Genomic DNA, 24,447 nt, shown 5'->3' with positions numbered 1-24,447 from the left:
CTGGTGGAAACACCCCGATCATGTCATCCATTCCTGTGGGCGGCCACGTTCCACCGCGGATCCCCAGCCGGGCATAGGCCGACGGTCGCGCGCTTCTCAGGAATCCGGGTCATGATGACCCCCGTGACGCAACGCCCTTCCGACACCCCCGACGCCGACGCCTCCACCGAGGCCGCCCCGGAACCCGACTCGCCAACCGCCCCCGCCGAGGACACCGGCGCTGCCGGCGGCCAGGCCGGCTTCCGGCGGATCTTCCGCGGCCGCCGCCGGGCCCGGCTGCTAGCCGGCCTGGCGGTGGTGGTGGCACTCGTGGTGGCGGGCGCCACGGTACCGATAAACAAGGTCATTCAGGCGCCCGGCCCCACCTGGAACGTCCTGGCCGACACCTCCGACGGCGCCGACCAGGACCTGCTGACCGTCACCGGCACCGACACCTATGACACCACCGGCGCCCTGCGCATGACCACCGTGTCTGTCTCCGGCTGCCCGGGCTACCCGGTCACCTTCTTCATGCTGGTGGACGCCTGGCTGAGCAGCGACAAGACCGTCCTGGACCGGGACCAGGTGTGTCCGGAGTCGCTGACGGCCGAACAGGTCGAGGAGGTCAACCAGGCCCAGATGACCAGCTCGCAGGACGCCGCCGTGGTCGCCGCACTCATGGAGACGGGCCAGGCCAGCCGCATGATCCTGACCGTTGCGGGCACCGCGGACGAACAGGCCGGCGTCGGCGTCCAGGCCGGCGATGTACTGGAGTCGATCACCACCGCCGACGGCGAGACGACCACCATTACCTCCTATCCGCAGCTGCGGGAGTTGATGACCACGATTCCTCCGGGCACGCCCCTGACCCTGCGGGTGGACCGGGATGGCACCGACGTGGACGTGGAGCTGACCACCATCGACCCGCAGGACGCCGACGGGGACGGCGAGCCGGATTCGGAGGGGTCGCTGCTGGGGCTGAGCCTGTCCGCCCGGGCCGACTCCGACGTGGAGGCCTCCTTCGGCCTGTCCGACGTGGGCGGTCCCAGCGCCGGCACCATCTTCGCCCTGGGCATCATCGACGAGATCACCCCCGGCGACCTGACCGGCGGCAAGGACATCGCCGGCACCGGCACCATTGCCGTCGACGGCACGGTCGGCGCGATCGGCGGAATCAAGCAGAAGATGGCGGGCGCGCAGCAGGACGGGTCGGACTACTTCCTGGCTCCGGCCGCCAACTGCAACGAGGTGGTGGGCAACGTGCCCGACGGCCTGGAGGTGTATGCGGTGGGCACACTGCACGAGGCGGTTCGTACGGTTGAGGCGATCGCCGACGACGACACCTCCGACCTACTGACCTGCGAGGCCGTGCTCGCGGGCGACTGAGCCCGCTCCCGGGGAGGTTTTCCACAGGTCGCCCGCCCCGGCTGGCGGGCCTGCGGGGGCGGTGCCATGCTGGAGCCGATGCCGCCGGCGCCGGTGCCGGCGGGGGCAGACAGGAGCACCCATGCGTATCCGCGGCCACTCCCCCATCCTGTGGCGCGCCCCCGGGGAGACTCAGATCGGCGCCGAGCCAGGGCACGCCACGATCCTGTCGGGGCTGACCAACGCGGAGCAACTGCTGCTCGACCGGCTGCCGGAGGAGATCCGGCCCGCCGGCATCTACCGCGCCGCCCGCTGGAGCCGGGTGCCGCTGGAACGGGCGCGCGAGATCGTGCGCGAACTGCGCGAAATCGGCATTATCGACGCCTCCCCCGAAGCCACGGACGACGCCGACACGCTCTACTGGGACCGGCTCGCCGTCGACGCGGCCGAGCGGTCCGCCATGCTGCGGGCGAGCAGCGTGGGGCTGCTGGGCGGTGGGAATCTGGCCCGGGAGATCATCCGCCTGCTGGTGGAGGCCGGGGTGGTGACCATCCTGCCCGACGACGAGGCGCTGGCCGACTGGGCGGCCGACCTGTCCCCCGCGGTGCGTACCCGGGCCCCGCTGGACCTGCGTCCGGACGTGGTCGTCTCCCTGAGCGGGCACGTCGTCGACCCGATACGCTCCCGCGACCTGGCGCGGGCGGGCATCACCCATCTGCCGGTGGTGGTGCGGGAGGTGAGCGTGCGGGTGGGGCCGTTGGTGGCCGAGCACTCAGCGGTGTGCACCACCTGCCTGGACCTGTGGGCGCGGGACGCCGACCCCTGTTGGCCGGCCCTGGCCACGCAGCTGCGACTGCTGCCGGCCCCGGTGTTGGAGCGACTGCTGCTGCATCAGGCGGCGGCGCTGGCGGCGCGGGCGGTGATCGACGTCGTCACCGGGCGCGGGCCGCTGTGGGAGGGACGCAGCGTGGAGCTGTCCGCGGCCGATCCCGCGGGGGTGGAGCGGCACTGGCGGCCCCACCCCGACTGCCTGTGCAGTCGGCTGGCCGTAGGACCCACGGGCGCGGGGGACGCTAGCGATGCGCCGGGGGCGGTCGGCGACCCCGCCGACGCGGATGGTTTCTCCTCCTTGGAACTAGAGGCGTACCGGCCCTAGAGACATGAACGGGGCGCGTGCTACTCCCCGGCGCCGAACTCGCGCACGATGCGCAACACGTCGGGCCCGTACTCCTTGAGTTTTACCGCCCCCACTCCCCGGATCAGGGACAGCTGGGGTAGCACGGCGGGCTTGACGATGGCGATCGAGCGCAGGGTGGCATCGGCGAACACGGTGTAGGCGGGCTTGGACGCGTCCTTGGCCACCTGGGCCCGCCAGGCGCGCAGTTGTTCGAACAGGGCCACGGTGGCCGGATCGTTCTCTGCCTCGAATTCGGCGGCGGCCTGCTTGGCGCGGGCGCGCGACCCGCCGTCGGCGCCGGAGCGCCGACCGGCGGGCCCATCGACGTCGGTGGGCCAGATACCGTCCAGGAAGCGGGAGGGCTTGCGGGAGGCGCGGCCGCCGGGGTTGCGGGCGCGCGCATAGGAGATGACCAGGTGTTCGCGGGCGCGGGTGACGCCCACATACAGCAGGCGCCGCTCCTCCTCGACCGCGGCGGGCCCCTCCGCCAAGGAGATCGGCAGCAGCCCCTCGCAGGCGCCGATCAGCAGCACCGCATCCCATTCGAGTCCTTTGGCAGCGTGCAGGGAGGACAGGGTGACGCCGTCGACGGTGGGGGCGTTCTGGGCGTCCGCACGGGCGGCGAGTTCGGCCACCAGGCCGTCCAGGTCGGTGCCGCGCCGCTCGCCGAGCTGGTCGGCCAGTTCCACGATCGCGTTCAGGGAGTCCCAGCGCTCGCGCAGGGCGCCACGGGTGGCGGGCGGCTGCTCGCTCCAGCCCTCCCGGGCCAACACCATGCGGGCGTCCGCGCCCGGATCCCCGGTGAGCTCGGCGCGTTCGGTGCGGGCGGCGGCCCGCAGCAGCACCATGGCGCGCTTGACCTCCTCGCGTTCGAAGAAGCGCTCCCCGCCGCGCACCAGGTAGCCGATGCCGGCGTCTGCCAGCGCCTGCTCAACCACCTCGGACTGGGAGTTGGTGCGGTACAGGACGGCGATCTCCGACAGCGGCACACCGGCCGCCTGGATCCGCTGCACCTGGGCGACCACCCCGGCGGCCTCGGTGACGTCGTCGTCGTAGGCCTCGAAGCGCACCGCGGGGCCGGAGGGCCGCTGCGCCTGGAGTTGCACCGCCCCGGCGGGCAGGGCGAGTGCCCCGGCGCCGCGCCGCGAGCGCGACAGCACCCGGTTGGCCAGGGACACCACCTGCGGGGTGGAGCGGTAGTCGCGGGTCAGCCGCACGGTGCGGGCGCCGTCGTAGCGGGAGGCGAAACCGGTGAGGTATTCGGGGGTGGCGCCGGTGAAGGAGTAGATGGTCTGGGACACGTCACCGACCACGCACAGTTGGCGGCGGCGCCCGAGCCACAGGTCCAGCAGCCGCTGTTGGAGCGGGGAGACGTCCTGATACTCGTCGACCACGAAGTGCTTGTACTGGCCGCGGATCTGGGCGGCGATGTCCTCGCGGTCCTTGAGGATGCCGACCATGAGCAGCAGCACGTCCTCGAAGTCGATCACGCCCCGCTCGGCCTTGACCTCCTCGTAGACGGCCAGCAGCTGGGCGACGGTGGCCGGGTCGAGGTCACCCACCCCGACGCGGCCCTGGGCGGCGGCCGCCTGGGCGTAGTCCTCCGGGAGGGTCATGGTGACCTTGGCCCATTCGACCTCCGCGGCCAGGTCGCGGATCAGGGCCCGGTCCGCGGACAGGCCCAGGCGGTGGGCGGCGGTGCCGACCAGGCGGCCCTTGTACCGCTCGATCTCGTGGCGGCGCCCGCCGATGGCGGTGGGCCAGAAGTAGGTCAGCTGCCGCAGGGCGGCGGAGTGGAAGGTGCGGGCCTGAACCCCGGGCACACCCAGGTCCGTCAGGCGCGAACGCATCTCCCCGGCGGCGCGGGCGGTGAAGGTGACGGCCAGGACCTGGGTGGGCTGGTAGGCGCCCACCGCCACCCCGTGGGCGATCCGGTAGGTGATCGCCCGGGTCTTGCCGGTACCGGCGCCGGCCAACACGCACAGGGCCCCCTCCAAGTGCTCGGCGACCTGCCGCTGGTCGGGGTCGAGGGCGTCGAGCAGTTGGGCGGGGGTGGGCAGGGCGCCGGGCGTGCCCGCAGGGCGCGGGGCGTCGGGTGCCGGGGCGTGGTCGTTCATCACCGCCCAGCCTGCCACGCCGGGCCGACACGATTGACCGGCGCGGCCCGGACCGACCGTGGTGGCCCGGCCTCGGCCCGCGCGAGCAGGCGTTCAGCCGATGGGGCCGCCGTACCAGTCCTCGATCAGCATGCGGGCGATGGAGGTGGGGCCGGGCAGGACGACGGTGCCGGCGGCGATGGCGTCGGTGAGCTCGGCGCGGCTGAGGACCACCGCGTCGGTGACCTCGGCGCCGTCGGGGCGGGCCAGGTGCTCGCCGGGGGCCAGGCGGGCCCGGTAGCCGAGCATGAGGGAGCGGGGGAAAGGCCAGGGCTGGCTGGCGACGAACTCCACACCGGCAACCTTCAGCCCGGTCTCCTCGGCGACCTCGCGGACGACGGCGGCCTCCGCGGCCTCCCCCGCCTCCACGAAGCCGGCGACGGTGGAGTAGCGGTGGTGGTCCCAGGTGGCGCCGTGGACCAGGACGATGCGGTCGGCGTCGTCGGTGACGGCCATGATGACTGCGGGGTCGGTGCGGGGGAAGTCGAGGGCGCCGCAGCTGGTGCAGCGGCGGGCCCAGCCGGCCTGCACGATCTGGGTGCGGCCGCCGCACAGGGGGCAGAAGCCGGAGCGGGCGTGCCAGGCGGCCAGGGCGCTGGCGGGGGTGGCCAGGCCGGCGTCGTGGGCGTCCAGGTCGGCGCCGACGGCCCGCAGCGCGGACAGCGGGTAGCGGTCCAGGACGGCGCTGAGGGCCGGGTGGGGGTGTCCGGCGCCCTCGGCGTCGGTGGGTGAGGTGACGTCGTCGGTGGGGACGACGACGGCGAGCCAGGCGGCCCCGGCGGCGTCGCCGGTACCGGTGCCCTGCTCGCGCCCCAGGTAGAAGCAGGTCAGGCCGGTGACGTCGAGGTCCGCGGCGGTCAGGGGCGCGAGCCGGGGACGGGCGTCCGAGGAGGCGGTGCGGCCGGACCGCCAGACGGAGGCGTCGCGGTCGTGCGGTGCGGCGGGAGTGAGGCCGTCGTCGGGCAGGTTTGCGCCGATGGCCGGGGCGTCCAGGGCGATGCGGCCGCGGGCGTCCACCAGCAGCAGGCGGGTGGCGGGGTCGGCGGCGAGCGCGGCGATAAGGCCGGGCTGGCTGCGGCGGGAGGCGTCGCGGTCGGTGGTCGCCCGGGACAGGGAGCGGGCTGCGGTCCGCGACGAGCGAGTCGGGGCAGGGACTTCCGGGTCGTCAGGGACGGCGGGCTGGGGCGTGGAGGTCATGGGGGCAGCCTAGGCGCGGGCGGGGCGGATACGCTGCCCGCATGAGTTCCGGAACCGCCGCCGCACGCGTCTACCTCGACCATGCCGCCACGACGCCCGTGCGGGCGGAGGTGGCCGAGCAGGTGGCCCAAGACCTGGCCGATGGCCTGGGCGGGTGGGCGAATCCGGCGGCGCAACACGCCTCGGGACGCCGGGCCGGGGCACTGTTGGCGCAGGCGCGGTCCCGGCTGGCGGCGGCGCTGAACGTGGACCCGCACGAGGTGATCTTCACCGGCGGTGGCACGGAGGCGGACGCGCTGGCGGTCGCCGGTCGGGTGCTGGCGGCCCGTGCCGCCGGAGTGGAGCGTCCGCGCGTGGTCACCTCCCCGATCGAGCATCCGGCGGTGCTGGACAGTGCGCGCACCGCGGCGGCGCAGTTGGGGGCCGAGCACGTGCCGCTGCCGGTCGACGGCGCCGGGCGGGTGGAGGCCGGTGAGCTCGGCACGGCGCTGGCGGGCGGCGCCTGCCTGGTGAGCGTGATGGCGGCGAACAACGAGACCGGCCTGCTACAGGACCTGGCCGGGATCGTGGCGGCGGTGCGCGCCGCGACCGGGGCCGACCGGCCCGGCACGGACGGGTACGTGCCCGTGCACACCGACGCGGTGGCCGCGGTGGGCCGGATACCGCTGGACTTTCACGGCTGGGGGCTGGATGCGCTGTCGCTGAGCGGGCACAAGCTCGGCGCGCCGGTCGGCGTCGGCGCCCTGGTCGCGCGGCGAGACTTCTCCCTGGTGGCACCGACGGGGGGCGGGCGCCAGGAGCGGGGGCTGCGCTCGGGCACACAGGACGTGGTCGGGTCGCGGGCGCTGGCGCTGGCAGTGGAGCTGACCGTGGCCGAGCGGGCGGCGGAGGCGACGCGGCTCGAGGCGCTGCGGACGCGCCTGCTGACGGGGGCGACGGCGCTGGCGGGCGTGCACGCGACCCTGCCCGATGGCGCGGCGCATCTGCCGAGCACGGCCCACCTGTGGGTGGAGGACGCCGACGCCGAGGCGCTGCTGATGGCGCTGGACATGGCGGGCATCGACGTGTCCGCCGGGTCGGCCTGCCATGCGGGGGTCTCCCGGCCGAGCCACGTGCTGCTGGCGATGGGCTACGGGGAGGAGGCGGCCCGGGCGACGCTGCGCTGCTCCATGGGGCGCGAGACGAGCGCCGCGGACGTGGAGCGCCTGCTGGCGGCCCTGCCCGACGCCGTTAACACCGCCCGCCGGGCGCGGACGCGGCGGGGCGCCGTGCACGCGTAGGCGGTTCACGCCGGGGCGGGCGCATAGGCTAGCGTCACCCGGCGCCCCAGCCGTCCAACACCCGACCGGAGGAGAGCACACCGTGGCCGCCTCTCAGCCCCCGCGCCAACGCGAGCATGCGCACGTGCCGAAGTATCAGGAGATCTACGAGTTCCTGCGCACTCGGATAGAGGACGGCACCTTCCCCTTCCGTTCCTTCCTGCCCAGCGAGAACCGGCTGAGCGCCGACTTCGCCACCACCCGCCCCACGGTGCGCAAGGCGGTGCAGTATCTGGGCTCGCAGGGTTACGTTCAGCCCATCCACGGCAAGGGCATCCAGGTGATCTACCGCCCTCGTTCGACGTCTCTGTTCTTCCTGTCCGGCATCGAGTCCCTGGCCGAGGCCGGCAGACGCATCGGCATCACGGTACGCACCGTGCTGCTGTCCGCAACGGTTGAAACCATTACCGACTCGGTGGCACAGGCCTCCGGCCTCACCGCGGACGCGCAGGTGCTGTACCTGCGCCGGCTACGGCTGCTGAACAACCGGCCCGCCATCATCGACCACAACCGGTTCCTGCGCTCGGTGGTCCCCGACATTCCCCGGGAAGCCGCAGAGACCTCCATCTACGCCTACCTGGAGAACGAACTGGGGGTGCATATCGCCACGGCCTCGCGCATGATCACCATCGAGGGGGCGGACGAGTTGGACCGCCGCCACCTGGACCTGGGCGGCCTGGACTGCGTGGGGGTTATGGAGTCGCTCGGCTTCGACTCTGGCGGGGTGCCGTTCGAATACACCCGCTCCCACCACGTCCCGCAGACCTTCGGCTTCGTCTCTGCGGCGCAGCGGCTGCCCGCCCAGCGGTGACGGCGTAGGCCGACGGCCCGGTCGGCGCGCACACAACGCGCGCCGACCGGGCCGCCAGGGGGCCGAGCTCGTCAGCGAGCCACCGGCTCGCGGTTGCCCAGCCGCACCTTCTCCACCGTGCGTTCGGTCTCGAAGTCGGACTCCTTGAACCCGAAGAAGTAGGTGGCCAGGAAGGACACGGCCAGGGTCACGAGCGAGGCGATCCAGAAGCCGGTGAAGGAGCCGTCAAGGCCCGCCGGGTTGACGAAGGACGGGAATCCCACGAAGGCGCCGGTGAAGCCCCACATGTTGACGTCGAACAGGCCGGTGAGCAGGCCACCCACGGCGCCGCCGATGGAGGCGGTGATGAACACGCGCCCGTACTTGAGGTTCAGGCCGTACATGGCGGGCTCGGTCACCCCGCACAGGGCGGAGATGGTGGCCGGGCCGGCCAGCTGCTTGATGCGGGGGCTCTTGGCCTTGACCCACAGTGCGAGCGCGCCGCCGCCCTGGGCGATCATGGAGGCGGAGACGATGGCGTTGAGCGGCGAGTAGCCGGGGTCGGCGATCTGCTGGGAGATGATCGGGATGACCGCCCAGTGCAGTCCGAAGATGACCAGGCACTGGTAGAAGCCGCCGATGAGGAACCCGGCCACCGGGTACGAAAGGCTCAGCACCCAGCTGACGGCCTGGGCGATGCCACCGGAGATCGTCATGACGATCGGGCCGAACACCACCAGCACCAGGGTGGAGACGATGAAGATCTCCAGCAGCGGGGCGAAGATGGAGCGCACCACCGCCGGGATCCACTTCTTCAGCCACGGTTCGATCTTGCTGGCCAGCCAGGCGGCCACGATGATCGGGAAGATCGAGTAGGCGTAGGCGTTGCCCTCGGGCAAGGAGACGGGAATGCCGAAGAAGTCGGAGTTGAAGACCGTCCGCCCGATCCGGGCGATCACGTGGTAGTCCTCCGCCGAGGAGTCGGCCATGGAGACCACCGACGGGAAGGTGAGCACGCCGCCGATGATGGCGACGATGATCGGGTCCGCGCCGAGTCGGCGGGCCGAGGTGAAGCCGATGATGATGGGCAGGAAGTAGAACATCGACGAGGCCATGGCGTCGATGAAGGTGTAGGTGGAGGTGCCGTCGTCCACCACGTTGAACTGGGTGAGCAGCGCCAGGATCCCCTTGAGGATGCCGGAGGCGGCCAGCACGCCGATCACGGGGATCATGGAGCCGGTGATCACGCCGATCAGGGAGGAGAAGCCGTACTTGACCCAGCCGATGGGCGTGGTGGGCCTAGGTGCCGCCGGGGCCGCCTCCGCGTCGTCGGCCCCCTCGGCCAGGCGGGGCACCTGCTTGACAATGGCGTCGTACACGTCGCCGACGGTGGCGCCGATGACCACCTGGTACTGGCCACCCGCACGGGCGACGTCGATGACGCCCTCGGTCCCGGTCACGGCGGCGTCGTCGGCGAGGGACTCGTCCTTCAGGTAGAAGCGCACCCGGGTGATGCAGTGGATGACGGAGCGGATGTTGTCGGCCCCTCCCACCCCGGCGATGATGTCGCGGGCGGTGGCGTCGAAGCCGGTCAGGCCGTCGTCGACCGCGGCGGCCCGGGGCGAGGCGGCGCCCGCCGCGGCAGCGGTCTTGAGCGCGGCGGCGGCCACGCTCGCGCCGGCCTGCGCCTCCCCCTCGACAACCTGTAGCCCGGCCAGGGCCTTGGCGGAGTTGGTCACGGCCACGATGGTGGTGGTGTCCTTGCCGGCGGCGGTGATGGCCGCCAGGTCCATGGTGCCCAGGGACTGGCCGGCCTGCACCTCCTGGCCGACGGCGGCGGTGAGGCGGAAGGGACGCCCCTCCAACTCGACGGTGTCGACCCCCAGGTGCAGGAGCACCTCCAGCCCCTCGGGGGTGGCGATGCCGACGGCGTGGCCGGTTTCGGCCACCATGGTGATGGTTCCGGAGACCGGGGCGACGACGTCGCCGGAGGTTGGGGCCACGCCGAAACCCGCTCCGAGGGCCCCGGAAGAGAAGACCGGGTCGGGTACATCGGCGAGGGCGATTATCTTGCCGGAGACGGGCGCTACCAGCGCCGTATCCGAAGCAGATGCTGGGGACATGCGGAGAGCTCCTCTCAGAGCCTGGTCGTAGTGCGGATGATGATGGCCAGTGCCTCGTACGGAGACAGAGTCATGACGGGGCTGAGCGGCCTTGTGGGGTAGTTCCCGATGAGCACTTCTCCGGTGAGGAACTCATTGGGAACCTCGACCGTGGTCGGGTGACCACGGAAGCTGGTGATGACGAGCAGGCGAGCAGCGTCGGCCTCGTCAACGGTGGGGCCCGCGGCGTCGGCGGATGCGCCGGGCCCGGGTGTGGGCAGGGTGCGGATGTAGGCGAATACGTCGGGGTTGTCGAGCTCCCAGGGGGTGTAGTCGCCCTCGGCGATCACCGGCTCCGTCTTGCGCAGTTCCACCAGGCGGCGGTAGTAGGGCAGGATGCGGCCGCCCGCCTCCTCGGCGGCGACGTTGATCGCAGCCGCGTTGGTGGGGCGTAGCCACGGGGTGCCGGTGGTGAAGCCGGCGCCTGCGGTCGCGTCCCACTGCATGGGGGTGCGGGCGTTGTCACGCGCCTTGGCGTGGACGATGGCGAAAGCGTCCGCCTCGCTGTGCCCAGCGGACACCAGCTCGGCGTAGGCGCCCAGGGCCTCGACGTCCACGTAGTCCTCAATGCGGGTGTAGTCAGGATCGGTCATGCCGATCTCCTCCCCCATGTAGATGTAGGGGGTGCCGCGCAGCAGGTGGATGGCGGTGGCGAGCATGGTGGCGGACTCGTCGTGGTAGCGGTCCGGGTCGCCGAAGCGGTTGATGGCCCGGGGCTGATCGTGGTTGTTCCAGAACAGGGCGTTCCAGCCGCCGCCGGCCTGGAGGCCGAGTGCCCAGTCGTTGAGGATGTGCTTGAGCGCGGGAATGTCCGCAGCGGCCAGGGTCCACTTCTGACCGTCGGCGTAATCGACCTTGAGGTGGTGGAAGTTGAACACCATCGACAGCTCGCGCCGCGCGGGGTTGGTGTAGTCGACGCAGGCGGCGATGGAGGTGGAGGACATCTCCCCCACGGTCACGGAGTCCGGGTCCTGGCCGAAACTGGCCCGGCACAGTTCGTGCAGGTAGTCGTGCACGAGCGGCCCGTCGGTGTAGACGAGGCGGTCGTCGGTGCCGGCGGGCGCGTCCGCCAGGGGCTCGGTCTTGCCGATGAGGTTGATGACGTCGAAGCGGAAGGCCCGCACGCCGTGGGACCGCCAGAAGTTGATGACCTCCGCCGCGCGGGCGCGCACCTCGGGGTTGTGCCAGTCCAGGTCGGCCTGGCCGGGGTCGAACAGGTGCAGGTAGTACTCCCCGCCGCGCGGGTGGCCGGTTTCGTCCACGGGCCCGAAGGGCGCCCAGGCGGGGCCGCCGAATTTGGAGACCCAGTTGGTGGGCAGGATCGGCTGCCCCGTCGGGCCGTCACCGCGGGCCGGGCGGAGGTAGAAGTAGTCGCGGTAGCGCTGCTCGCCGGCCAGGGCCCGCTGGAACCACTCGTGCTCGGTGGACACGTGGTTGAGCACCATGTCCAGCATGGGGCTGATGCCGTGCTCGGCCAGGGCGGCGACGAGCTCGTCGAAGTCCTCCATGGTGCCCATCGCCGGGTCCACCGCGCAGTAGTCGGCGACGTCGTAGCCGTTGTCACGGCCCGGCGAGGGGTAGAAGGGGTTGAGCCAGACGTAGTCCACGCCCAGGGAGGCGATGTAGGGGACCTTCTCGAGGATGCCGCGCAGGTCACCGACGCCGTTGCCGGTGGTGTCCTTGAAGGACTTCGGATAGACCTGGTAGACGACGGCGTCGTGAAAGCTCATGGGTTGCTCCGGGATCATTCACGCTGCCGCTCCCATGCGGCAACTTGTATATACAAGTAGACACCGCGGTCGGGATCATGGCAAGTCGAGACGGCCAGGTGTGACGCAGGTCCCTGCATCCCTCGTCCGTGGCCGCCCCCACGCATCGACCCCGGCGGGAATCGACTGAGGCGTACGGATGTCCGACGGTTGCGCAGTGTCCAGCCCAACAGCCCACCTCCCCTTCCCCGGCGGTAGGCTGCACCCGCTCGCCCGGGCAGCGAGAGAACCGAAGCGGTGGAAGGAGCACATGTGCGCGTACTGGCAGCCATGTCCGGCGGAGTCGATTCCGCCGTCGCCGCCGCGCGCGCCGTCGAGGCCGGTCACGAGGTCGTCGGCGTGCACATGGCGCTGACCCGCAACCGGGCCGCCACGCGCTCCGGCGCCCGCGGCTGCTGCTCCATCGAGGACGCCGGCGACGCCCGCTGGGCGGCCGAGATCCTGGGCATCCCCTTCTACGTGTGGGACCTGTCGGAGGAGTTCGAGGAGCGGGTGGTCGCCGATTTCCTGTCCGAGTACCGCGCCGGCCGCACCCCCAACCCGTGCGTGCGCTGCAATGAGCGGGTCAAGTTCGACGTGCTGCTGGAGCGCGGCCTGGCGCTGGGCTTCGACGCCGTCGTCACCGGTCACTACGCCCGCCTGCGCGGCGGTGCCGTCGCCGGCCGCCCAGGTGAGGCGAACACCTTGGAGCTGCATCGGGCCGCCGATGCGGCCAAGGACCAGTCCTACGTGCTGGCCGTCTCCGGGCGCGAGGGACTATCACGCGCCCTGTTCCCCCTGGGGGATGCTCCTTCCAAGGCGGCGGTGCGCGCCGAGGCCGAGCGCCGCGGCCTGCCGGTGGCGGATAAGCCGGACTCCTACGACATCTGCTTCGTCGCCGACGGCGACACTCGCGGCTTCCTGCAGCGCAGCCTCGGCGCTCAGGAGGGCAACATCGTCTCCCCCGACGGCGAGGTGCTAGGCACCCACGGCGGCTACTTCGGCTTCACCGTCGGCCAGCGCAAGGGCCTGGGACTGACCCGTCCCGCCGCCGATGGCCGCCCCCGCTACGTAATAGAGACGCGCCCGCGCACCAACGAGGTCGTGGTCGGTCCCGCCGAGCTGCTGCGGCGCACCGTTGTGGACGGCAAGGACCTGGTACTGCTGGACTCCCCCGATTCGCTCGCCGACGGCGTCGGCCGGCAGGACGTGACCGTACAGGTGCGGGCGCACGGCCGCCCTGTGCCTGCGGACGTGACCGTGGATGCCGCGGCCGGCACGCTGCACGCGGTGCTGCGCCAGCCCCTGCGGGGCCTGGCCGCCGGGCAGAGCGTCGTCGTCTACGGCGGGGACGACGGCGGCCGGGTGCTGGCCCAGGCGACAGTCGCCTGAACCGCACACCCGGCCGCACAGCCGCCGTTCAGCGCAGGGAGGTGTGGTGCTCGATGGAGCGCACGCCCCACGTTCCGAGCGCCACCGCCAGCAGCGGCCACACGGCGATGAATCCCAGCCCCAACAGGGTCGGGTCGCCGCCCGTGCGCATCGCCTCAATGAAGTCCGGCAGCATCCATGTATTCACGATGTCCCCGGACGGAATCCCCATGCTCACGGGCACGATCAGCAGCAGTAGCAGCGAGAGCACCTGCGCCGCCAGATACAGTCCCACGAAGCCGATCACGGGCGCGCCAAAGCCGAGGTGGTTCCAGCGTCCTTGCGCCCCGATGCTCATAATCGCGGACACGCACACGATCACGCAGGCAAGCTCCACGATCATGTACACGACGAAGCCGATCACCCAGCCGGTGCCGAAGAAGTCCAGCATTTCCCGCACGGGTTGGAGCAACTCACCGAGGCCGATTCCCTGAGCCCGTGCGGTCACCCACGCGGTCACCAACAGGCCGACTGCGGTGAAGCACGTCGCCACCAGGCCGGCCGCGAAGGCATACAGGGTCTTGGCGGCGTACAGCAGCCGCCCGCGCACCGGGATCGCGTGGGTCAGGTAGCCGCGTGAGCCGTACATGGACTGCCAGTACTCGACTGCGGTGTGGATGAGCACCACCGGTATGGCCAGGCCGAAGGAGATTACCCCGCCCAGCGTCCCGAAGACGTTCAGTACTGGCAGGTTCAGGAACATGACTCCGAGGAAGACCAGCCCGAATACCGTCCAGATGCCGAGCATCTTCAGGTGTATGGGGGCCAGGAAGCGGATCTCCTCATTCAACAGTGTGCGCAGCATCAGCGGTACTCCTTCCTAAACAGGGCGTCCAGGCTCATGCCGTGAGCCTCACGCAGGTCATCGGCGTCGCCGGCGAGCAGCAGGCGTCCGTCCTTGAGGAAGACGACGGAGTCGACGATCGGCTCCACGTCGGCGATCAGGTGGGTGGAGATCACCATCAGTGCCTCGGGGTCGAAGCCCTGCAGGACGCCGCTGAGGATGACGTCCCGCGCGGCGGGGTCGACCCCGGAGATGGGCTCGTCGAGCAGGTAGACACGGGCGCGGCGCGCCATGATCAGGCTGACGCGCAGCTTCTCCCCCATGCCCTTGCTCATCTCCTTCAGGCTCCGGTCCTTGGGCAGGCCGAAGAACTCCACCAGTTCGCGGGCGCGGTCGGCGTCGAAGTCGGAGAACAGCCGGGAGAACATGGCTATGGCCTGCTCGGGCTTGAGTTCCGGCGCCAGGAAGTCGGCGTCGGGAAGGAAGGCGACCAGCGCCTTGGACTGCGGTCCGGGCACGTACTCACCTACACGCACCTGGCCGTCGTACTCCGACAGCAGGCCCGCCAGGATCTTCAGCAGGGTGGTCTTGCCCGAACCATTGGAGCCCATGAGGCCGACGATCCGGCCGGCCGGCAGGTCCAGGGTCAGGTCCGCCAGCGCCGGGCGGCCGCGGTAGGCCTTGGTCAGGTGCGCCACCCGGATCAGTGGGGCGGCGCCGTCGGGGACGGGGACGGCGGTGAAGCGCGCTGTGGGCGACGGCGGAGCCGATGAGTGCCGGTTCATGAGTTTTCTCCTGTGTCTGCCTGGGGCATGGCGGGACGGGCGTTCCAGCGCTCCCGCAGGAGGGCGGATGCCTGCGCCAGATCCATGCCGACGGCGGTAAGGGCGGTGATGAAGGCGTCCGTGGCGTCGGTGGCGAGCTCGCGGCGCACGGCGTCGACGACGGCGGTATCCGTGGTGACGAAGCGGCCTGCGGTCCGTTCGGTGCTGGTCAGGCCGGTGCGATCGAGTTCGGCGAGGGCGCGTTGGACGGTGTTGGGGTTGACGCCGGATTGCGTGGCCAGTTCGCGCACGCTGGGTATCCGGGTGCCGGTCGGCCAGGCGCCGGTGACGATCCGCAGGCGGAAGTCGTCGACCAGTTGCAGCCAGATCGGCCGGGAGCCGTCAAGATCCACGGGGCCTCCCCTCTTGATGGGCGGACGAATGTGCTCATGAGCGCAGCGAACAGGCGACCGGAAGGCCATCTGTATTACTGCACTAGTACAGTGACACATGCGGCATGCGGAAGTCAACAAGCTCCGTCCCGGCGCGCCGACCAGCCCTACGCCCACCGCGGTTGTGCACAGTGCGCTACTCCGCCATGTCTGGCGCTTCGTGTTTGTGGGTGTGGATGAAGCCGGGAGTCGGTTCGCCCGCGTGCTTAGCGTTGACGTCGTCTACTACGCCGGTTCGGGGTTTACTACGCCGGTTAGGCGTCTGCTGAAGGGTTCTGAGCCCTTCAGCAGAGGTCCACCCGGCGTAGCAGACGCCGAAAAGGCGCAGCAAAGGCCGAAGGGGCGTACCCAATGATCGGGCCCTGGCCTTGTCCCGACTGGCTCTACGCCCGCGACGCCGCCCCACCCCGGATGCTCGCACCACCAACCTCCACACCCCCTACGAAGAAACGGTTCGCCGTCAGGCACACAGACTCCTCGCGCTCGGAGACGTGGCGGGCCAGGAGCGGCGGCCGGCCGGGCGGTGGTGGACGCGCGCGCCCCAGTGGCGCACAACACGGCGCGACGGACGGAAGCTGGGCCGGAGCGTGCGCGCTAGGTCCTGTTGTGTGAGTGCTTGGGTGGCGGTGTGTGGCTGTTGAGCCTGTCAGTTGGACCCCTGTTCCCCGGTTGGACCCCTGTTCCCCGGTTGGACCGCCGTAGCCGCCGGTTACAGCGGTCCAACCGGGCGTGAGGGGTCCATCGGGGCGTGAGCGGTCCAACCAGGGCGGCGCAAGACCCACTCGCCCCCTCGGCTGCCGACAACCAGGTCCCCAACACCGCGGGAACGCCCTGCGCACAACAATCCTCACCGAGCACACGGGCTAGCCCGCCCGGAGGCACCCACATCGCCAGCACCGCCCCACCAGCACAAACGACTTACACCACACGACCTTGCCACGACGTGCCAGGCACGACGGCCCGTACGTTCAGGTCAACGTCCGCGTATCCAGCCCGACGTCGGCCCGAGGACGTCCCCGCCAGCCCGGCGACGGTCCTCTGACCGGCCAGAACGTCCTCAACAGCCCGAGCACGACCACCTTGCCGACCGGCTCGCCCCCGAACACAACCACCTGCGGCACCTAACCACCACACCCACAAACACGAATAGCCCCATAACTACCGACCTCAGCACGTAACTTCTACCGATCGCGGCGCATGAAGCCGCCCCGCCCCGGAATGAACCGGGACGGGGCGGACCGTCAGGAGTACGGCAGGTGGCGCTCAGCCGCGCAGGCGCGCCAACTCCTCAACCAGCTGGGGCACGACCTCGGCGACGTCGCCGACCACGCCGTAGTCGGCCATCTCGAAGATCGGGGCCTCGGAGTCGTCGCAGATGGCGACGATCGTGCCGGCACCCTGGATGCCACTGGTGTGGTGGACGGCGCCAGACACGCCCAACCCGATGTACAGACTGGGGGCAATGGAGACACCGGTCTGTCCCACCTGGGCGGCGCGCTCGATCCAGCCCTCGTCGCAGGCCACACGGGTGGCGCCGATGGCGGCGTCGAGCGGATCGGCGAGGGAGTGCACCAGGGTGACGTCGCCGTCGGTACCGCGTCCCATCACCACCACCCGCTGGGCCTCGGACAGGTCGGGGCCCGTGGCGGCGTTGCCCACCTCCCGGGAGACGACCTTGACGGCCGCCGCCTCGGCGCTGAGCGGCACCTCAAGCGCCTCCACGGCCGGGACGTCGGAGCCGGCCGCGCTCGGTGCGGATGCCGCGGCACTCGGGTGCACGGAGATGACCGGGGTGTGGTCGGCCTGCGCCGAAACGGTCATGGTGGTCGACCAGGTGCCGGACAGCACCAGCTTGGAGGCGTGCAACTCGCCGTCGACCACGCGCAGGTCGCCGACGTCGGAGGCGCAGGCCGAGCCGAGCAGCACGGCCGCCCGGCCGGCGATCTCCTTGCCGCGGTAGTCGGCCCCGACGAGCGCGACCGCGGGGGCGACAGAGCCCACGGCCGCAACCACGGCGTCGGCGGCGACGGCGGCCACGGTCTCACGGCCGCCCAGGTCGGCGGTGAGCAGGCGGGTCGCACCGGCGGCCGCCAGCGCCGCAGCGGCGTCGGTGTCGATGTCGCCCGCCACGAGCGCGACGACGTCGCCAGCGGTCAGCCCCCGGGCCGTGGACACCAGACCGAGGCTGGCACCGGTCGGGGCGCCCTCGCCGGTGCGGTCCACCAGAACGAGCACGGGCGCGTCGAGACGGCCGCCGGGAGCGGTTTCGGAGGTGATTTCACTCATGATTACTCGTCATTCCTTCCGGGTTGTTCCCGCTCACACGAGCTCGTGGTCTACCAGCCAGGCGGCCAGGTCGCGCCCGGCCTCACCGGCGTCGGTGCGGATGATGCCGGCCTCACGGGCGGGACGCTCGGTGAAGTCGATGACGGCGATGCTCGGCTCGCCGGCGGGCAGGCCGAGGTCGTCAAGATCCCAGACGTCCAGCGGCTTCTTGCGGGCGGCCCGCATAGCGGCGAAGTTGGGGTAGCGCGGCTCGTTGGCCTGGTCGGTGACGGACACCAGCGCGGGCAGCGGGGCGGAGAGCACCTCGCGCACGGTGCCGGCGGAACGGGTGATGGTCGCCTCATCGGCGCTCACCTCCAGCGATCCGGCCAGGGTCAGCGCCGGCACGTGCAGTGCGGCCGCGAGCGCGCCCGGAAGCATGGAGGTCATGGCATCCAGCGAAGCCATGCCGGTGATGACCAGATCCACGTCACCCGGCCCGGACTCCGCGCCCCCGATCTTCGACACGGCCGCGGCTAGTGTGCGGGCGGTGGTAGGTACGTCGGCGCCCACCAGCGCGTCGTCGCTGACGACGACGCCGGAGTCGGCACCCATCTGCAGGGCACGGCGCACGCCGTCCTCGGCGTCCTCGGGACCCATACACAGGGCGATCACCTCGCCACCCAGGTCCTCGACCAGGGCCACCGCGGCCTCGACGGCGTTCTCGTCCAGCTCGTTGAGGACGTCCTCCTCACCGCGGACCAGGCGCCCCTCCTCCATACGACGCTCGGACTGCACGTCAGGGACGTGCTTGATGCAGACGACTATTTTCATGCGTACAAGGTTGCCATATCGCGCCGCCGTCACCGGTGAGCGCTCGGTCACCCTCACCGACGCGCCCCGCATAATCCGCGCGCCATAAGCCGCTGCAATGGTGTAACATCCCGCGTCTCCTTGCTCAACAATAGGATTCATGTCCATGTCCTCCACGCCAGAGCCGCAACCTGCTGCCCGTGCCGACTCCGATGCCTCGGACCGCACTCGGCTGGGCGCCACGCTCACCGAGGACGGCGCCGACTTCGTGGTGGTGGCGCCGCGTGCCGACGCGGTGGACCTGTGCCTGCTGACCACCGACGCCGACGGCGCGATCACCTCCGAACGGCGCATCGGCATGCACGGCCCCGTCCGCGGCGCCTGGAGCGCGCACGTCCCCGGGGTACGCGCCGGGCAGCGCTACGGCTTTCGCGCCTACGGCCCGTGGAACCCGTCGGAGGGGCTGCTGTTCAACCCCCGCAAGCTGCTGCTCGACCCTTACGCCCGCGCCATCGAAGGCGCCCCCCGCCTGGGCCCGGAGCTGTACGCGCACGCCGTCGACGCGGACCTGTCCCCCACCTATGCGCCCTTCCTGCCCTCCGAGTTGGACTCCGCCGGACACACCGCTCTCGGCGTGGTGACCGGCGAGCAGTTCCCCGTCGTCCCCGGCCCACGCGTGCCCGAAGAGCGCACCGTCATCTACGAGACGCACGTGAAGGGCTTCACCCACTCCATGCCCGGTGTGCCCCCGGAGCTGCGCGGCACCTACGCGGGCCTGGCGCATCCGGCCGCCGTCTCCCACCTGCGCTCACTGGGCGTGACCACCGTGGAGCTGCTGCCCGTGCACGCCGCCTTCTCCGAGGCCTTCCTGCTCCAGCGCGAGCGGACCAACTACTGGGGCTACTCGACCCTGTCCTACTTCGCGCCCGAGCCCTCCTACGCCACTCGGGCGGCCCGCGAGGCCGGTCCGCAGGCGGTGCTGGACGAGTTCCGCGGCATGGTCTCAATGCTGCACGAGGCCGGCCTCGAGATCATCATGGACGTGGTCTACAACCACACCTGCGAGTCGGGTATGGACGGGCCCGCACTGTCGCTGCGCGGCCTGGACAACCTCGAGTACTACCTGCACGCCCCCTACCGGCCCGCCCAGTACGTGGACGTCACCGGCACCGGCAACACAGTGGACTTCCGCTCCACCCGGGCGGTGCAGCTGGTACTGGACTCGCTGCGCTACTGGGCGGGCGACGTCGGCATCGACGGCTTCCGCTTCGACCTGGCGGTGACCCTGGGACGGGATGCCTCCGAGTTCCAGTCGCGCCATCCGCTGCTGATCGCCATGGCCACCGACCCTGTGCTGCAGAACACCAAGCTGATCGCCGAACCCTGGGACATCGGCCCGGGCGGCTGGCGCACGGGCGAGTTCCCGGCCCCCTTCCACGACTGGAATGACCGCTACCGCGGCACGGTGCGCTCCTTCTGGCTGCACGACGCCTCCGAGATGTCCAAGGGGCGCCCCGGCAACGACCTGCGGGACCTGGCCACGCGCCTGAGCGGCAGCGCCGACATGTTCAGCTACGGCGAGTACCCGGGCGGGCGCGGCCCGCTGGCGTCGATCAACTTCGTCACCGCCCACGACGGCTTCACCCTGCGTGATCTGGTCTGCTACGACTACAAGCACAACCTGGCCAACGGCGAGGACAACCGCGACGGCACCGACGACAACCGCTCCTGGAACCACGGCTTCGAGGGTCCCCTGCCGGAGGGCATGGGCGGAGGCCCCATCGAGATCCTGCGCCGCCGCTCCTCCCGCAACGTGTTGGGCACCCTGCTGGTCTCCGCCGGCATGCCCATGCTGCTGGGCGGAGACGAGATGGGGCGCACCCAGGACGGCAACAACAACTCCTACTGTCAGGACTCGCCGATCTCCTGGTACGACTGGAACCTGACCACCTGGCAGCGGGACCTGATCGCCACCACCCACTTCCTGATCAACCTGCGCGACCAGCACCCGGTGCTGCGCCCGACCGCCTTCGCCAGCGGCTCCACGGCCGACGGGGACGTCCTGCCGGACCTGTCCTGGTTCCGCGCCAACGCCGACCCGATGGACGTGGCCGCCTGGCACGATCCGTGGACGCGCGTGGTGCAGATGCTCCGTTCGGGTACCCCCATGGGTGACGCCGACCTGCTGCTGGTCATCAACGGCTCCCTCGGCCAGGAGGACGTCACGCTCCCCGACGGACGCGGCACCGACTGGCACCTGATGTGGGACTCCACGTGGGCGGTGCCGCGCCCACACACCTCCGCCTTCGCCCTGGCCCACCGGGTCGGCCGGGGGCCGGCGGCCCGCGCCCGCGCACTCAACCCTGCCCGCGCCCGCGCCTCGCGCTCCGGTGCAACGGACTGCCGGCAGGACCGGCCCGGGGACACCACCACGCTGGATGCGCTTTCCCTGCGCATCTACCTGTCCGGGGAGAAGCTGGTCTGCCTGCCGGAGGAGTAGGCGGGCTGCTCCCCTGTGTCTCCGCCGCGCAACCGCCGCCGCGGCCGCGTTTTGCCCGACGGCCGCTGGAGACACGATTCCGGCCCGCTCGGCATCGCACCTTAGGATGTCCGCCATGACGCAGCACGAAATGACCACCACCAGCCCCTCCAGCAACTCCCAGGGGGCTGCGGACGCCGGTGAGGTCCTTTCCCGCTCCACGGACGCCGCCTCGCTGGCCCGCTCGGTGGCCCGCAGCGCCGAGATCGAGGCCGATCTGGACGTCAATCCCGGCCGCTACCGGATGCTCACGGGCGTGCGCCCCACGGGCAACATGCACCTGGGCCACTACTTCGGCACCATGCACTCCTGGAAGGGCATCCAGGACCGGGGCGTGGACACGTGGATTCTGGTGGCCGACTACCAGGTGATCACCGACCGCGACGGCGTGGGCCCGATCCGTGAGCGCGTGCTGTCGCTGGTGGCAGACTCCCTGGCGGTCGGGGTGGACCCGCGCCGATCCACGATCTTCGCTCACTCGGCCGTCCCGGCCGCCAACCAACTGATGCTGCCGTTCCTGTCGCTGGTCACCGAGTCCGAGCTGCACCGCAACCCCACGGTCAAGGCCGAGCTGGAGGCCACCGACGGGCGCGCCATGTCCGGGCTGATGCTCACCTACCCGGTGCACCAGGCCGCCGACATCCTGTTCTGCCAGGCCAACCTGGTGCCGGTGGGCAAGGACCAGCTGCCTCACTTGGAGCAGGCCCGGCTGATCGCCCAGCGCTTCGACAAGCGCTACGGGCGGGCCGTCAAGGAGCACCCGGTCTTCCGCCGTCCGGAGGCGCTGCTCTCCGAGGCGCCGCTGCTGTTGGGCCTGGACGGGGAGAAGATGAGCAAGTCGCGTCACAACACCATCGAGCTGCGCATGAGTGCGGACGAGACCGCCAAGGCGCTCAAGAAGGCCAAGACCGACTCCGACCGTCACATCACCTACGATCCCGAGGGCCGCCCGGAGGTGGCGAATCTGCTGACGCTGGCCTCCCTGTGCGGGGCCGGGGAGCCGCAATCGCTGGCCGAGCAGATCGGCGACGGCGGCGCCGGCACGCTCAAGCGGATCACCACCGAGGCGGTCAACGAGTTCTTCGCCCCCATCCGTGCCCGCCGCTCCGAGCTGGCCGCCAATGAGGACTACCTGCTGCAGGTCCTGGCCGACGGCAACGCCAAGGCCAATGCGGTGGCCGAGCAGACCCTCGACGCGGTGCGCACCGCCATGCACATGAACTACTGAGCCGGGAAGAAGGGCAACCATGAGCGGCCGGAGCCGATCCAGTTCACGCGTGGTGCGGCGCTCGTAATCTTCCCGATGCCGCGGCGGCCCCGCGCACGCGCGCGGGCAGGTACGCTTGCGCTGTGACCCCTAACACCACGCCGCGCGCGGCGAAGACGACGCCCACCAGCCACGTAGCCCCCGCCGACCCGACGGCTCCGCCGTCCGCCCAGGTCCCACTGCCGGCCCCATACGCGCCGGTGGGCCGCATCCCGGTAACCGAGGTCTTCCCCGTCATCGAGGACGGGCGTTGGCCGGCCAAGGCGGTGCCGGACGAGGTCTTCCCGATCCGCGCCACGGTGTTCCGGGAGGGGCATGACCGCTTCGGCGCGACCGCCGTCCTGGTTCGCCCCGACGGCAGCGACGGCCCCAGCGCCCGCATGTACGAGGTCGGCATCGGGCTGGACCGCTACGAGGCGCGCCTGGCCGCCGACGCCCCGGGCGACTGGGGCATCCGCGTGGAGGGCTGGTCAGACCCCTACGGCACCTGGGCGCACGACGCCGGCGTGAAGGTGCCCGCCGGCGTCGACGTCGCCCTCATGCTGGAGGAGGGCGCCCGGGTGATGGAGCGGGCGGCCGCCGTCCCGGGCCGCGATGCGGCCGACACCGAGGTGCTGCGCGCCGCCGCCGCCGCCCTGCGCGACGAGTCCGCCTCCCCGCGGACCGCCTGGCCGCCGGGCTGGCCGGGGAGGTGATGGCGGTCCTGGACCGGCTGCCGCTGCGCGACCACGTCTCCCCGTCCGCCACCTACCCGCTGCAGGTGGACCGCCGCCGCGCCCTGGCCGGCTCCTGGTACGAGATCTTCCCCCGCTCCCTGGGAGCGCACCGTGACGAGCAGGGGAACTGGCACAGCGGTACCCTGCAGACGGCCGCCCAACGGCTGGACCGGATCGCGGCCATGGGCTTCGACGTGCTGTACCTGACCCCGGTCTCCCCCATCGGCACCACCAACCGCAAGGGCCGCAACAACACGCTCAATGCCCGCCCCGACGACCCGGGCTCCCCCTACGGCATCGGCTCGCCCGACGGCGGGCACGACGCCATCAACCCTGAGCTGGGCACCTTCGAGGACTTCGACGCCCTCGTCATGCGGGCGCGCGAGCTCGGCATGGAGGTGGCCCTCGACCTGGCCCTGCAGTGTTCGCCCGACCACCCCTGGGTGACCGAGCACCCCGAGTGGTTCACCGTCCTGGCCGACGGGTCGATCGCCTACGCCGAGAACCCGCCCAAGAAGTACCAGGACATCTACCCCCTCAACTTCGACAACGACCCGGAGGGCATCTACCAGGCGATCCTCCAGGTGGTGCGCACCTGGATCAGCCACGGGGTGACGATCTTCCGGGTGGACAACCCGCACACCAAGCCCCTGCCCTTCTGGCAGCGGCTCATCCGGCAGGTGCGTGCGGACAACCCCGAGGTGCTGTTCCTGGCGGAGGCCTTCACCCGCCCGGCGATGATGCGCACCCTGGCGAAGATCGGCTTCCACCAGTCCTACACCTACTTCGCCTGGCGCAACACCAAGCAGGAGTTGACCGAATACCTGGTGGAGCTGTCCCAGGAGACCGCGCACATCCTGCGCCCCACCTTCTGGCCCACCACACACGACATCCTCACCCCCTTCATGACCAACGGGAAGGTGCCCGCCTTCAAGCTGCGGGCCGTGCTGGCCGCCACCATGTCGCCCAGCTGGGGCATCTACTCCGGCTACGAGTTGGCCGAGTCGGTACCGCGTCCCGGCTTCGAGGAGCAGATCGACAACGAGAAGTACGAGTTCAAGCAGCGTGACTTCGGGGCGGCCCGCGTCAACGGCATTGAGGATCTGCTCACCCGCCTGAACGCCGCCCGTCGCGCCCACCCGGCGCTGCAGCAGCTGCGCGACGTCTGGTTCCACGCCACCAGCGACGAGTCGCTGATCGCCTACTCCAAGCGGGTGGACGCCGCCCACTCCGCCACCGGTAAGGACGACGTGGTCCTCACGATCGTCAACCTGGACCCCTACGGCGCCCGCGAGGGCGAGGTCTACCTGAACCTGGAGCAATTGGGCCTGCCCGGCTGGGTGGATGGGTCCCGGCCGGTGCTGCGCGTCACGGACGAACTCACCGGGGACACCTATGAATGGTCGGGGCAGAACTACGTGCGCCTGGACCCCTTCGCGGGTCGTGTCGCCCACGTCTTCTCCGTCGAGCCCCTGTGACGGCCGCGCCCATCCACCACTCAACTGCCGACAAGTAAAAGGAGC

The 24,447-nt window shown here is 71.1% G+C and carries 16 protein-coding genes and 1 pseudogene; 8 read left to right on the top strand and 9 right to left on the bottom strand.

The annotated features are described in order from the left end of the window. Positions 1–114 precede the first annotated feature (114 nt). Complete coding sequence (locus C3B71_RS06245; protein ID WP_395994418.1) at positions 115–1,365, top strand: YlbL family protein; 1,251 nt, start codon at positions 115–117, stop codon at positions 1,363–1,365. 121 nt (positions 1,366–1,486) lie between these two features. Further along, complete coding sequence (locus tag C3B71_RS06240; protein ID WP_234416148.1) at positions 1,487–2,500, top strand: thiamine biosynthesis protein ThiF; 1,014 nt, start codon at positions 1,487–1,489, stop codon at positions 2,498–2,500. 20 nt (positions 2,501–2,520) lie between these two features. On the opposite strand, the gene C3B71_RS06235 is transcribed toward C3B71_RS06240, so the two are convergent. Next, positions 2,521–4,638, bottom strand: coding sequence for an ATP-dependent helicase (locus C3B71_RS06235; RefSeq protein WP_108966841.1), 2,118 nt, complete (start codon positions 4,636–4,638; stop codon positions 2,521–2,523). 93 nt (positions 4,639–4,731) lie between these two features. Next, the gene (gene nudC / locus C3B71_RS06230) at positions 4,732–5,874 is read right to left on the bottom strand and encodes an NAD(+) diphosphatase (protein ID WP_108966839.1); all 1,143 of its coding nucleotides are present in this window, start codon (positions 5,872–5,874) and stop codon (positions 4,732–4,734) included. Between the two features lie 41 nt (positions 5,875–5,915). Between nudC and C3B71_RS06225 the strand changes: the two genes are divergently transcribed. Together C3B71_RS06225 and C3B71_RS06220 are read left to right on the top strand one after the other, a co-directional pair. Then, positions 5,916–7,154, top strand: a complete 1,239-nt coding sequence (locus tag C3B71_RS06225; RefSeq protein WP_108966838.1) for a cysteine desulfurase family protein — start codon at positions 5,916–5,918, stop codon at positions 7,152–7,154. An 82-nt stretch (positions 7,155–7,236) separates the two neighbouring features. Then, positions 7,237–8,004: a UTRA domain-containing protein gene (locus C3B71_RS06220; protein ID WP_234416147.1), complete on the top strand. Its 768-nt coding sequence runs from the start codon at positions 7,237–7,239 to the stop codon at positions 8,002–8,004. A 71-nt stretch (positions 8,005–8,075) separates the two neighbouring features. Here the strand turns inward: C3B71_RS06220 and C3B71_RS06215 are convergent, their stop codons facing one another. Both C3B71_RS06215 and C3B71_RS06210 read right to left on the bottom strand, forming a co-directional pair. Next, positions 8,076–10,106: a glucose PTS transporter subunit IIA gene (locus C3B71_RS06215; protein ID WP_108966835.1), complete on the bottom strand. Its 2,031-nt coding sequence runs from the start codon at positions 10,104–10,106 to the stop codon at positions 8,076–8,078. A gap of 14 nt (positions 10,107–10,120) precedes the next feature. Next, positions 10,121–11,875, bottom strand: coding sequence for an alpha,alpha-phosphotrehalase (locus tag C3B71_RS06210; protein WP_108966833.1), 1,755 nt, complete (start codon positions 11,873–11,875; stop codon positions 10,121–10,123). Between the two features lie 291 nt (positions 11,876–12,166). Here C3B71_RS06210 and mnmA point away from each other — a divergent pair, with 291 nt between their 5' ends. Next, positions 12,167–13,285 carry a tRNA 2-thiouridine(34) synthase MnmA gene (mnmA, locus tag C3B71_RS06205; RefSeq protein ID WP_073326942.1) on the top strand — a complete coding sequence of 373 codons (1,119 nt, stop codon included), beginning with the start codon at positions 12,167–12,169 and terminating at the stop codon, positions 13,283–13,285. 28 nt (positions 13,286–13,313) lie between these two features. Here the strand turns inward: mnmA and C3B71_RS06200 are convergent, their stop codons facing one another. The 5 genes from C3B71_RS06200 to C3B71_RS06180 form a co-directional block, all read right to left on the bottom strand. Beyond that, positions 13,314–14,129, bottom strand: a complete 816-nt coding sequence (locus C3B71_RS06200; RefSeq protein WP_108966831.1) for a hypothetical protein — start codon at positions 14,127–14,129, stop codon at positions 13,314–13,316. Next, positions 14,129–14,893, bottom strand: a complete 765-nt coding sequence (locus C3B71_RS06195; RefSeq protein WP_108966829.1) for an ABC transporter ATP-binding protein — start codon at positions 14,891–14,893, stop codon at positions 14,129–14,131. Before C3B71_RS06195 ends, C3B71_RS06200 begins: the two co-directional genes overlap by 1 nt. Next, entirely contained in the window at positions 14,890–15,285 is a 396-nt protein-coding gene (locus tag C3B71_RS06190; protein ID WP_108966827.1) for a GntR family transcriptional regulator, read from the bottom strand. The genes C3B71_RS06195 and C3B71_RS06190 overlap by 4 nt, the downstream gene beginning before the upstream one ends. A gap of 1,302 nt (positions 15,286–16,587) precedes the next feature. After that, positions 16,588–17,610: an electron transfer flavoprotein subunit alpha/FixB family protein gene (locus C3B71_RS06185; protein WP_108966825.1), complete on the bottom strand. Its 1,023-nt coding sequence runs from the start codon at positions 17,608–17,610 to the stop codon at positions 16,588–16,590. Positions 17,611–17,643: 33 nt separating this feature from the next. Next, the gene (locus tag C3B71_RS06180; RefSeq protein ID WP_073326949.1) at positions 17,644–18,423 is read right to left on the bottom strand and encodes an electron transfer flavoprotein subunit beta/FixA family protein; all 780 of its coding nucleotides are present in this window, start codon (positions 18,421–18,423) and stop codon (positions 17,644–17,646) included. A gap of 145 nt (positions 18,424–18,568) precedes the next feature. On the opposite strand from C3B71_RS06180, the gene glgX reads away from it, so the two are divergent. The 3 genes and pseudogenes from glgX (at position 18,569) to C3B71_RS06165 (ending at position 24,402) form a co-directional block, all read left to right on the top strand. Then, a complete protein-coding gene (gene glgX / locus C3B71_RS06175; RefSeq protein WP_108969633.1) occupies positions 18,569–20,902 on the top strand; it encodes a glycogen debranching protein GlgX in 2,334 nt (777 codons plus the stop codon). Between the two features lie 115 nt (positions 20,903–21,017). Then, positions 21,018–22,169, top strand: a complete 1,152-nt coding sequence (trpS, locus tag C3B71_RS06170; protein ID WP_108966823.1) for a tryptophan--tRNA ligase — start codon at positions 21,018–21,020, stop codon at positions 22,167–22,169. Between the two features lie 122 nt (positions 22,170–22,291). Beyond that, positions 22,292–24,402: pseudogene (locus tag C3B71_RS06165) on the top strand (alpha-1,4-glucan--maltose-1-phosphate maltosyltransferase). Positions 24,403–24,447: the final 45 nt, after the last annotated feature.

This window comes from Actinomyces sp. Z16, assembly GCF_003111765.1.
In the GTDB taxonomy this organism is placed as follows: Bacteria; Actinomycetota; Actinomycetes; order Actinomycetales; family Actinomycetaceae; genus Actinomyces; species Actinomyces glycerinitolerans.
This window is presented reverse-complemented; position numbering and strand designations above follow the sequence as displayed.